Annotated in this window: 9 protein-coding genes; 7 read left to right on the top strand and 2 right to left on the bottom strand. The window is 60.6% G+C overall.

Features of this window, described 5'->3' with window-relative positions; genetic code table 11:
• A partial coding sequence (locus AWB78_RS21305; RefSeq protein WP_062607821.1) for a hypothetical protein occupies positions 1 to 258 on the top strand: 258 nt, incomplete at its 5' end.
• 86 nt (positions 259 to 344) lie between these two features.
• Here the strand turns inward: AWB78_RS21305 and AWB78_RS21300 are convergent.
• The gene (locus AWB78_RS21300; protein ID WP_062607819.1) at positions 345 to 1811 is read right to left on the bottom strand and encodes an ATP-binding domain-containing protein; all 1467 of its coding nucleotides are present in this window, start codon (positions 1809 to 1811) and stop codon (positions 345 to 347) included.
• Between the two features lie 1164 nt (positions 1812 to 2975).
• Here AWB78_RS21300 and AWB78_RS21295 point away from each other — a divergent pair.
• From AWB78_RS21295 to AWB78_RS21280, 4 genes are all read left to right on the top strand, one after another.
• Positions 2976 to 5333 (top strand): hybrid sensor histidine kinase/response regulator, encoded by a 2358-nt coding sequence (locus AWB78_RS21295; protein ID WP_062607817.1) that lies wholly within the window; start codon positions 2976 to 2978, stop codon positions 5331 to 5333.
• 685 nt (positions 5334 to 6018) lie between these two features.
• Positions 6019 to 7155, top strand: coding sequence for an RNA polymerase subunit sigma-28 (locus tag AWB78_RS21290; protein WP_062607815.1), 1137 nt, complete (start codon positions 6019 to 6021; stop codon positions 7153 to 7155).
• Between the two features lie 103 nt (positions 7156 to 7258).
• On the top strand, positions 7259 to 9193 hold the full coding sequence (gene dnaK, locus AWB78_RS21285; protein WP_062607812.1) for a molecular chaperone DnaK: 1935 nt from the start codon (positions 7259 to 7261) through the stop codon (positions 9191 to 9193).
• A gap of 148 nt (positions 9194 to 9341) precedes the next feature.
• Positions 9342 to 9716 (top strand): hypothetical protein, encoded by a 375-nt coding sequence (locus AWB78_RS21280; RefSeq protein WP_062607849.1) that lies wholly within the window; start codon positions 9342 to 9344, stop codon positions 9714 to 9716.
• 196 nt (positions 9717 to 9912) lie between these two features.
• Here the strand turns inward: AWB78_RS21280 and AWB78_RS21275 are convergent, their stop codons facing one another.
• The gene (locus AWB78_RS21275; protein ID WP_062607810.1) at positions 9913 to 10296 is read right to left on the bottom strand and encodes a hypothetical protein; all 384 of its coding nucleotides are present in this window, start codon (positions 10294 to 10296) and stop codon (positions 9913 to 9915) included.
• Positions 10297 to 10543: 247 nt separating this feature from the next.
• Between AWB78_RS21275 and AWB78_RS21270 the strand changes: the two genes are divergently transcribed.
• Complete coding sequence (locus AWB78_RS21270; protein ID WP_062607848.1) at positions 10544 to 10987, top strand: Hsp20/alpha crystallin family protein; 444 nt, start codon at positions 10544 to 10546, stop codon at positions 10985 to 10987.
• 25 nt (positions 10988 to 11012) lie between these two features.
• Positions 11013 to 11420, top strand: coding sequence for an Hsp20/alpha crystallin family protein (locus tag AWB78_RS21265; RefSeq protein ID WP_062607809.1), 408 nt, complete (start codon positions 11013 to 11015; stop codon positions 11418 to 11420).
• Positions 11421 to 11515: the final 95 nt, after the last annotated feature.

Raw genomic sequence — 11515 nt, 5'->3', positions numbered from 1 at the left:
ATCGTCGCGCACGAAGGTGCGGATGCCGATCCCGTCGAGCGGTGGTTTTGTCTTGCCACCGATGCGAGAAACGATCCGGACATCACCGAGGCAGTGGTCCGGTTCCTCGACCAGCACGGCGCCCGATCAGTCGTCATGGTCGATCGCATCATCGGCTGTCCGCATGAGGAAGGCATCGACTATCCGGAAGGTGAAACCTGTCCGCTGTGTCCGTTTTGGCGCAACCGTGACCGGTGGAGCGGCCAGGTCATCAAATGACGGGGTTGGTTGATTCTCGCACCTGTCCGCGGGGCCGCCGCACGGAACGAGCCACGCATGCCAGTTGGCAGCATGCATGGGCATGCTCATCGATGTGCGCTGAACAACCGCAATAGTTCATCGCGCAGGTCGGATATATCGAGCACGTGCTGCGCGCGCGTCACCGCGACATAGAGCAGTCGCAATTCGTCTTCGTCCAACGTTAGTCGACCATTAACGAGCATGAAGCGGAAATCGTTCACAAGGCGGACTCGCTTCCATTCAAGCCCCTTGGCGCGGTGCACCGTCGAGATGACGTAATCGGCGTCACGTTCGGGTGTCATCCGCTGCGCGAGCGCCCGCAGATAGTCGGTGCCTCGCTCATCGACGATTTGGACAATTGGCAGTAAGTCCTGTCCTGCCGCACTGCGCGCGAATGATTGGACTTCCTTCCAGCTTTCGAACAATGCAAAGGCCAACGGGCGGAAGGCGCGTCGACCTGCGAGCAGTTGATCGGCGCCGTCCGCGAATGCGACGATCTCGCTGGGACTCATGCGAATGGCCGGCCGATGACCCATTTCGAGGCCTGCAGCCAATTGCCAGATGGCTGTCGCGTTCTTCCGGCAAAGGATGGCATCGACCGGCGGCGAAATCGCGGGGTCTTCTACCATGATCGAGCCAATGCCCGGCTGGCCACGTATCGGCGTGGGCTCGCCAAGCAACGCGAGTACGCGACTCGCGAGCGTGGCGAGCGTCTGTCCAAAGCGGAAAGATTCAGTAAGCGGTCGCTCCGGCGCGTCGATCTGCGCCATGGCATTGATCGCGCCTCGCCATTCATAGATCTGCTGGTAGGGATCGCCGACATAGATGATCTGCGCATGGCGCTGCCGACCGAGCACCGACAGCATGACACCGTCGCTGTCCTGCGCCTCATCGAACAGGATGAAATCGGCGTTGATGCGGGGATCTTGCTGAGCCCATACTTTCAGATAAACGTCCGCCAGAATCGCGCTGCGGCCCCGTGGATCGATGCTCTCATGCCAGAGTCGCACGACGCTGGGAAGCAAGTTTTCACGTAGCCAGTCGGCGGCCTTTTCATGCACCTTCTCGTCAACCTGGATGTGATACGAGCATGGTGTCGGATCTGGCGAACGGCAAAACCGACCCAGGCCGTCGACGATCATTCGTCCGATTTCGAATGGCGTGATCTCGACGTCTTTGCCGGTGATGGTGGGAACCTCGATCGCGCCGATTCCATACCGTGCAGACAGCTCGTGAGGTGGCTCTGCAGGAAGGTTCACCCGAGAGGTCAAGGTCGAGGGCACGCCAGCGTATGCGAGCGAATGCACGGTGCGCGAGCTGACCCGGGGCGGAAATCCGCGGCGGGCCGAATCCGCGATGTCTTTGTTGAATGCGAGGTAAGCTCCGCGCCTGCCCGTCAGTTGCTGAGCGACCAACCTCAACGTCGAGGTCTTGCCGGCGCCGGCATAAGCCTTGATTTTGAGGTCACTGCCGCCGAGAGCCGTTTCCACGACCGCATGTTGTTCAGCTGTGGGTTTGAAGGAAGAGGGCATGGAGGCCAAAATCAAAATCAATGAACTGCCAAGAGTCTACAAGAGTCTCTTCGGTCCAATTTCACTGCAAGGGCCCCAGAGCATCCTCGCTGGTATCGACGACGGTGTCGCGTCATCGTGCGTCCGACTTTGACGGGTCATGGCGCTCGGGGTCAACCTGAAACCGCGCGTAGATCGCAGACTCGGCAAACCTCTTGTACGAAGAGCACGCGAAAAGCACACAGTCCGGAATCAAATTTTTCCTATCGGGCTAATCTCATAATTAGACGTTAGGCATATCGCCCCGATTGAGCCATCAACAATCTCAGACTTTGACCACTCCGATGCGGTACTGGGCTACGAACGCGGGCCAGTCGACGTGTCGCGCCAGCGGCAGATCGTCGACGACGACTACGACTTTCGCTCGTGCTCGGTGGAAGAGAGCGATGCATGGCCGGAAAATTATTTCGAGAGGGATAACATGCTGGGTCTCGGATCATGGGCGACGCTCTTTTTAAGCGTGTCCAGACGTTCAGGTGGAGACGCTTTTCGTGCTGGAAACGGCCGAGGGAAGCGTTGCTGAAGATCGCGAGCCTACGGGCCAGCCCTCGACTCCGAGCCCGGCAACGGCGAACGCGTAGCGTCAGCCGTTTCTAAGCATTGGGCGTCTGATCTAGTGCTGGGACTGATTCCGGGGGGATGCAGTCGTAGGAAGCGCGGAACACGACACTGCGCGCTTGCAAGAGTATGCTTCGCAGACTGTCGACATGACGTGTTTGAAACCGGGTGGAAACATGCCTGACTCCAGAGCGCGCTCACGAAACGATACGCGGCGTCACCAGCGGCGTTTGGGCAGCTTCGGCCCGAACTTCATAGAGAGCTCTCGAACGCAAGATCGTCTAACGACGGTGCGCGAGCGCCACCCGCCAAGAGAGGTCGGCGCTAATCGGCTCGTCAGCATGACCGCTCGCTGCCTCAACCGCTTCGTCCTGTCGCGACGCCCGACTGAGCGGCGGTCTGATCGGAAGCGCCGCTGCAGTCCGATTTTCTCAGTGGCATCGCGCGCGGTACCGCCGATCGCGCACGGATTTTGACGTATTGAGTAAAATCAAGCGGTTCCATCATCCAGTCCATGTCGCTTTCGTGGATAAGGCCGGCAAGTCGGTGCATGGACATACCGCGATAATGAGCAACAAGGAAAATCAGTTCGGCGACTCCCTTCTCGACTGGGAACGGATCTGGGTGCGGTCGATGCCGGACCTCGCCGTGTTTCTGCTGACGCCGCACGGTCATGTGTCGAGTTGGAATCCCGGCGGCACGGCGATTTACGGATTCACCGAAGACGAAGTACTCGGTCGCCATTACAGTGTCTTTTTTCCGGAAGATGCGCGCGCAAGCGACATATTCGAGCGTGAACTCGACGAAGCACGTCAGCGCGGCAGCATGCAAACCGAGGGGTGGCGGCGGCGCAAGGACGGCTCAGTGTTTTGGGCGAGCATCGTGACGACCGCGCTCGTCGGGTCCCTTGGGGGGGTGCTGGGCTTCGCAAAAGTCGTACGCGATGAAACCGACAAACGAAAGGCGCACGACGCCGTCATAGAAAGCGAGCGACACTTTCGAATGCTGGTCGATGGCGTCACTGATTACTCGATTTTCATGCTTTCCCCGGAAGGTATCGTCACCAACTGGAACAGCGGTGCCCGCAGAATCAAGGGTTATACGGCCGACGAAATCGTCGGTTGCCACTTTTCGCGTTTTTACACGCCTGAAGACACGGCGGCCGGCGCACCGCAGCGTGCGCTGGACACCGCCGCCCGCGACGGGCGGTTCGAAGCGGAAGGATGGCGCGTGCGTCGGGACGGGACCCGCTTCTGGGCTCACGTCATCGTCGATGCAATACGTGACGAGTCAGGGACATTGGTCGGCTTTGCGAAAATCACGCGGGATGTGACCGAAAAACGCGAGGCGGACCAGCTGCTGGAACAGACGCAAGCCGCACTTTTTCAATCGCAGAAAATGGAGGCGATCGGGCGGCTCACGGGCGGCGTCGCTCATGACTTCAACAACGTTTTGCAAGTCTTGCGCGGCAATCTCGAACTCCTTCAGATCCGCGGCGCGCGTGACGATTGGACCTTGGACCGACTCGCAAACGCGATCAGCGCGGTCGAGCGCGGCGCAAAGCTTGCCTCACAGTTGCTCGCATTTGGCCGCCGTCAAGCGCTTCGGCCAGCTTCCGTGAATCTTGCCGCGATGCTTCGGAGTATGGACGAGCTCCTGCGCCGTGCGCTCGGCGAGACCATCGAAGTTGAAACCAGCGTAGCCGGGGGGCTCTGGAACGCATTCGTGGACTCGCATCAGCTCGAGAACGTCGTGCTGAATCTCGCGATCAATGCGCGAGATGCGATGCCGGACGGCGGTCGGCTGACGCTGGAACTCGCCAACTCGACGCTGGACGAACGCTATGTGCGCTCGTTTTCTGACGTGCAGGCCGGGCAGTACGTGATGCTCAGCGTCACTGACACCGGCGCCGGTATGCCGCCGGAAGTGTTGGAGCACGCGTTTGATCCCTTCTTCACGACCAAGTCCGAAGGCGAGGGCACCGGACTCGGTCTCAGTATGGCCTATGGCTTTGTCAAGCAAAGCGGAGGTCATATTCGGATTTACAGCGAAGTCGGGCACGGAACCGCAGTGCGTGTGTACTTGCCAAGATCGTCGGCCGAGGCATCTACTCCGGCAGCACGGACAAATGCGCCGATGCTCGGAGGCTCCGAAACAGTGCTGGTCGTCGAAGACGATCTCAAAGTGCAAGAGACCGTGGTCGAGATGCTGATCGAACTTGGCTATAACGTGCTGAAGGCTGATAACAGCGAACAAGCGCTCGTTGTATTGGACAGCGGCGTGCACATCGACCTGCTTTTTACCGACGTGGTGATGCCAGGCCCACTCAAAAGTCCAGAGATGGTTCGACGCGCGGTGCTGCTCCAGCCACACCTGTGCGTTTTGTACACGTCGGGGTACACCCGAAATGCAATCGTCCACGGAGGCCGGCTCGACCCGGGTGTAGAACTTCTTAGCAAACCCTACAGCAGGGAAGATCTGGCGGTAAAAATTCGCCAACTTCTCGACGCTCGAGGGGCGGCGAACGCTGGATCGTCGCGACCCTCAGCGGAGCCTACGTCGTCAGCATCAGCAAGGCGGGTGCTCGTGGTAGAGGACGACAAGTATTCACGAGACGCGGTTCTCGAACTGCTGTGTCTGCTGGGTTATCATCCGACCGGCGTTGAAAACGCGAGCGATGCAATCGAGACAATGAACGCTGCGGCTTTCGATGTCTTGCTCACCGACGTGCGCCTGCCCGATATGTCCGGCGTTGATTTGGCGCGGATGGCCATCGCCCGCCATCCAGCGATTCGCGTGCTTTTCGCCTCGGGCGAGATCCTTTCTGCGGACGATGCCACAGACTTCCCGTGGAAGGCACTATGCAAACCCTACTCACTGTTCGAACTCGAGGAAGCACTACGAGACGCCGGCCGCCCGCAATAGCGTTGGCCCCCTGTCCAGACCACTTGGGCGAGTCTGACGTTCGGCCGCCTCTGTGCGACATCCTCGGCCTTTGGTTCTCTATCGTCGCCTCTTGAATTTTTCCCGGAGTTTTACTACGTTATTTTTAGCTCAGGCAGTGTGTCCGCCGCCCGATCGGTCGCACGCTGCGTGTTTCGATTTGTTTGCTGGCAGCACGGCAGGCGAACTGGAGCGCGCAAGCCCGTTCTCTTCCTTGCTGCGTCGAAGGAGAAGACGATGAGCCACGTCTATCTGCGCTCGGACTGCATCGATAGCACCGAGCGTCGCTCTCAAACTTCAGCGCTTTTTTCTGCATTTCGCTGCTCGCGCAGCGCGACCGGCGCTCGTCTCGGGCCCTCCCTCGTGCCATTGATTCGCCAGCCTCCGTCTCACATCCACGGGCCATAGGGCAACGGGGATCGTCGGGAACGGCGCGAATATCCTCGTGCGCGACGCCGCAGCGCCTGAGAGCCGAGCGCGCCGCGCCGCGCGCCAGGATGGCCTCTAAAACCGGCGCCGCAGGGCGACGCGGAACAGTCGGGACGTCGCATCCTCGTGCCGGGGTGCGGGCGGCTTCCCATCGCAGTGGCCGATGAGAAAAAACTTCTGCGGAGTGCGCGCCGGGAATTGTCGATCAGCAGCGAAACGATTCGTGGACAGGCTTGAGATGAAAACGGTCATTCGTTACCGGAACGTGGCGAAGCTTTCACGTCCGGATCTTCATCAGATGATCGAGCGGCTCGCTGAACGGGTGCTCGGCCCGCATTTGTCTCACTTTCCGGCCGAACTGCTCCGTTTGCACGCTACCCTGGACAGGAGCCGCCACCATGGCTCCTATCACGTCCGTTTGCAGATGACGCTGTCCAGCGCGACGCTGGCGTGCTCAGAGGAATCGTCGCGGTTGGAGAAGGCAATCGAACACGCTCTCACGGAGCTGGATCGGCAGGTCGAACGCCACGTTGCACATCTGCGTCACGAGGACGCATGGCGTCGCAAGGAGCGGCGTGCCGGCATGCGGCAACTCAAGACGGCACTGGCCGACGAAAGCGACGCAGAAACGGCTTCGTTCAGCAGCCTCGTACGCCCGCTGCTCGCATCGCTGCAGCGATTTGTGCAGCGGGAGCTTTCGGACCTGCAGGCGCGAGGCGAACTCGACCCGGGCGAGCCGTCCGTCGACGAGATCGTCGATGAGGCGTTGGCCCGTGCGTGTGAGCAGTCGGCAACGCGCCCACGCAAGCTCGATCCGCTGCAGTGGCTTTACCAGATTACGCTGAGGGTTCTCGCCGACGAAGTGAGCCGCCGTCAGGACGAGGCAGGTCGCTGCATTTCGCTCGAGGGCAGACTGCCGATCGAGCTGCGCGAGCCGCGAGAGGACGAGGAAATCTTGTTCGCCTACTGGCAGCCCGACGAAGTCTTGCATCTTGAAGACGTCATGCCAGCACCGGACGCGACGCCCGAGGAGGCCGTGAGCGAGCGAGAGCTCCGCGCGCTACTCGCGACGCTCCTTTCGGAACTGCCGGCACCGTGGCGCCGCGCAGTTGTACTTTGTCGGTTGGAGGGGCTTTCAGTAGGCGCTGCCGCCCAGGTAGCCGGTGTGACGGCGCACGAACTTGAGCAGGGGCTGGCGCATGCCGACGCGTTCCTTCGGGCGAGACTCAGGGAGCTGCGGTTGATCCCGCAGGCGTCGGACGAGCCCGCTGGCTACGTCACGCCAGGTGTGCTGCCGCCGGCGTCGAGCCTTTCTCAAAAATTCGAGCAGGCAACGCTGCGCGACGTTCGAGAGCCAGAGAAGCAACGACGATGAGCATCCGCGCGATTGCGTGGGCGCAAGAAGTGTCGTAGAGGCCGCATGACTTACGGCGACGAGCGATCAGTAATTGAAGCGTTTGGGTACCGGTGAAGACATCATGAGCAAGATCATTGGCATCGATCTCGGCACGACGAACTCCTGTGTAGCGCTAATGGAAGGCAAGCAGGTTAAGGTGATCGAGAACGCAGAAGGCGCCCGCACGACGCCATCGGTTGTCGCGTATCTCGACGGTAATGAGCTGTTGGTGGGCGCGTCCGCGAAGCGGCAGTCGGTCGCCAACCCGAAAAACACGCTGTTTGCGGTCAAGCGCCTGATCGGCCGCCGGTTCGAGGAAAAGGAGGTGCAGAAGGATATTCGGCTCATGCCCTACAAGATCGTCAAGGCGGAGAACGGCGACGCGTGGGTCGAAGCACGCGACAGCAAGCTCGCACCGTCACAGGTCTCGGCCGAAGTCCTGCGCAAGATGAAGCAGACCGCCGAAGACTACCTCGGCGAGTCGGTCACGGAAGCCGTCATCACGGTGCCCGCCTACTTCAACGATAGCCAGCGCCAGGCGACAAAGGACGCCGGGCGCATCGCTGGACTCGAGGTCAAGCGGATCATCAACGAGCCCACGGCCGCGGCGCTCGCCTTCGGCCTCGACAAGCGCGAAAGCCGTGACCGCAAGATTGCCGTCTACGATCTTGGCGGAGGGACCTTTGACATTTCGCTGATTGAGATCGCCGATGTTCACGGAGAAAAGCAGTTCGAAGTGCTGTCGACCAACGGCGATACCTTTCTCGGTGGCGAAGACTTTGACCAGCGCATCATCGACTATCTCGTTGGCGAGTTCAAAAAGGAGCAGGGCGTTGACGTCTCGACGGACGTGCTCGCCTTGCAGCGCCTGAAGGAAGCGGCCGAGAAGGCCAAGATCGAACTCTCGTCGGGTCAGCAGACGGAGATCAACCTACCTTACATCACGGCGAATGCATCGGGTCCCAAGCATCTGAGCGTGAAACTCACGCGCGCGAAACTCGAATCGCTGGTGGAGGATCTGATTGAGCGGACGATGGAACCCTGCCGTGTTGCGCTCAAAGATGCGCGTCTGACGGCGGAGCAAGTCGACGACGTCATTCTTGTCGGTGGGATGACCCGTATGCCCAAGGTGCAGGAGACGGTCAGAGCGCTTTTTGGGCGCGAACCGCGAAAGGACGTCAACCCCGATGAGGCAGTGGCCGTCGGGGCGGCCATCCAGGCGGCGGTGCTGTCCGGGGAGCGCAAGGACGTCTTGCTGCTCGACGTGACGCCGCTCTCGCTTGGCATCGAAACACTCGGTGGCGTCATGACAACGATGATCGAAAAAAACACCACCATTCCGACTCGGTTCTCGGAAGTTTTCTCGACCGCCGACGACAACCAGGCGGCGGTCACCATCAAGGTGTATCAGGGCGAACGCGAGATGGCGAGCGGCAACAAGCTGCTGGGCGACTTCACGTTGGAGGGGATCCCGCCAGCCGCCCGCGGCGTGCCGCAGATTGAAGTCACTTTTGATATCGACGCAAACGGCATCCTGCACGTCTCGGCCAAAGACAAGGCGAGCGGCAAGGAAAACCGGATCACCATCAAGGCGAATTCAGGGTTGTCCGAAGCCGAAATCGAAAAGATGGTCCGGGAGGCGCAGGCGCACGCCGCAGAGGACCACCGGCTGCGCGAGCTGGTCGATGCACGCAATCAAGGCGATGCGTTGGTCCACACTACGCGCAAAGCATTAACCGAATATGGTGACAAGCTTGACGCCGCCGAGAAGCGCGAGATTGAGGCTGCGGTCAGGGAACTTGAAGATGCATTGAAACGGTCCGACAGGGAAGAGATACAAGCCCGGATCGGCGCGCTGGCGACAGCGTCGCAAATGCTCGGGGAACGGATATATGCGGACAATCCATCGCAAGGAAGCGGTTCGACGGAAACGGCCGGGCAACACGAATCCCACAGAGCGAACCAGGATGAAGATGTGATTGACGCAGATTTCAAGGAGGTGAATCGCAAACGGTGACGCTGGGACACTAACCCGTTCGTTAACGATCGGATGCAGGCGTGACCCCTGAGAGACCGCTTGTATCGCTCGTTCTATGGGATCGGCGGTGCGCGAGGTGCAGCGCCGCGGCGTTTGTCAGCCGGCGCTCATAGGTAAGAGGTTGGCTATGAACATGCAACATATAGGGTTCCTGACTGCGGCGGCGATTGCTATGTGCTGGTCCGGCGAGGCTGGTCCAACGAGTGCGCCTATTCGCACCCTGCCGCTGCAAGACGATATCTGGATTACCGGTACCATCCAGCGTGGCAGCGATCAATACGCTCCTGGCGACTACACGACGATTTTGCTGGATCGACCGGCGACCTCGCCCTGTAGCGACAAGGCGGTCACCGATATCCTTCTCGGTAACGGCGGCATCCCGGGTCCCGCACTGCTGCTTCCCTATCTCGATCAGCGGGTCGCTGTTAAGGGGCGCGTGAGCTGCCCTCGCTCGGGCATACAGTTCTCACCGCAGCCGGACGTGGTGTTTCCGGTCTGGTAGACGCCAAGCGGTGCCGGGGCGCGGCGCGTCGAGTACCGAGACGTGGGGCTCGACTCCGCGGGCGTCGTGCCGCAGGGCCGCCGCCCTGCGGCGGCCTGATGAAGACCGGGTGTGCGCGCGCTGGAGGGAAGTCCAACAACATCGACGGCGCTGCCGCGCCCCGGAAGCTCGGGCCTGAGGCTGGCCAAACGACGCGCTACTGGAGTGGCGGCACCACGCCTAACTTTTCGGCGAGCATCCTCTCGTAGACACCGAAATGCAGATCGACCTCTTCCTGCATCACCACTGTGACGAGGATATTGATTTGCGCAGGCTGCAAGCCTAAGACCGTCGCGATCGCCGCTTTGAGGTGTGGTGCGCATAAGCGGTCATCGGCGAACGTGCTGCCAACCGCGATTTCATAAGTAGATTCCTTTCGCGCCACGACTTCGACCATGCGCGCACGCGCGCTCATGTTGTTGTCGATCGCAAGCCGAATGACCTGGACCGCCGTACGCATCGTCTCAGTCGGAAAGCCTTTCGTCGAGCGCAGCCGGATACGGTGCCGGCCAAGGGTCAGCCAATCGTATTCGAATTCCATAATGTCCTCGCGAGGGCCGTCAGGAACGTTGAGAAAATATAGGATGCGGCCGCCCGATTTCAAGAACAGAAAACTCGCAACATCCCCTTGAAATTTCGGCGCGAGATCCTATCTTGAATTTCGCTCAGGCAGTCGCGCAAGCAGTTCGGCGCGCTGCGTGTTTCGATTTGTTTGCCCGCAGCACGGCAGACGGACTGGAGCGCGTAGGCCGGTTCGTCTTCCTGCTGGTTCCAAGGAGGAAATGATCATGAGCGATCTCTATTCCGGGACCGACCTTTTCAGTGAGCTCGATCGTCTGCAACGGCAGATGGCGAGCGCCTTCGGCGGTTTCCCGTCCAGCATCCGTTCTGGGCGTTTCGGCGCCTTCCCGCAAATCAACATCGGTTCCACCGACGATTCGATCGAGGTCGTTGCGTTTGCGCCCGGAGTTGATCCGAAGAGCTTCGACGTGTCAATTGACAAGGGCCTGTTAAGCATCAGCGGAGAACGCGCGGCGGCGCAAGCCGCGACCGCCGGTGAAGAAATGCGCACCTATGCGCAGGAGCGATTCGTAGGTTCTTTTCGGCGCGTCATTGAGCTGCCGGAGCATGCGGACCCCGACAAGGTCACCGCGCAATACACCAATGGCTGCCTGACGGTGAGCATTGGCAAGCGGGAAGCATCCAAGCCACGGGCCATTACCGTTCAATGAAACGTCACAGTCGAAGGAGAACATCATGAACGCCACGACAGAGCTTGCGAAGAAAGGCGAAACCGCGGTGGCCGGCCGGCAAGGGGACTCGTCCGAGCGTCGGATCACCATCGCGCCGCCGGTAGATATCTTTGAAAATAGCCAGGGCGTCGTCTTGTGGGCGGATTTGCCTGGCGTAACGAAGGACCGGCTCGACGTGAAGGTCCACGACGGTAATCTGTTCATCGAAGCCGAGGCGGTGGTGCCGACTCCGGCCGGGCTGCGGCTGCAGCACGCCGAGATCCGCCAGCCCCACTTCGCGCGAGCGTTCTCGCTCGGGTCCGACCTGGATGCCTCGAAGATCGATGCCAATCTGAAGGACGGCGTGCTGCAGTTGACGATACCGCGTCGGGACGAAGCCCGCCCCCGCCGGATTGAAGTGCGTACGGGCTAAGCCCGGCAAGCGGGAAAAGCAGCAGGAGACCTGAGGTGGCGGTCCGAGAGACCGCCACCCGCAAATTAAGTCGTTGGCTGACGAATCGGCAGGAG

It is taken from the genome of Caballeronia calidae, from assembly GCF_900044055.2.
In the GTDB taxonomy this organism is placed as follows: Bacteria; Pseudomonadota; Gammaproteobacteria; order Burkholderiales; family Burkholderiaceae; genus Caballeronia; species Caballeronia calidae.
The sequence above is the reverse complement of the archived record's forward strand: the minus strand, read 5'-3'. Positions and strand labels throughout refer to the sequence as shown.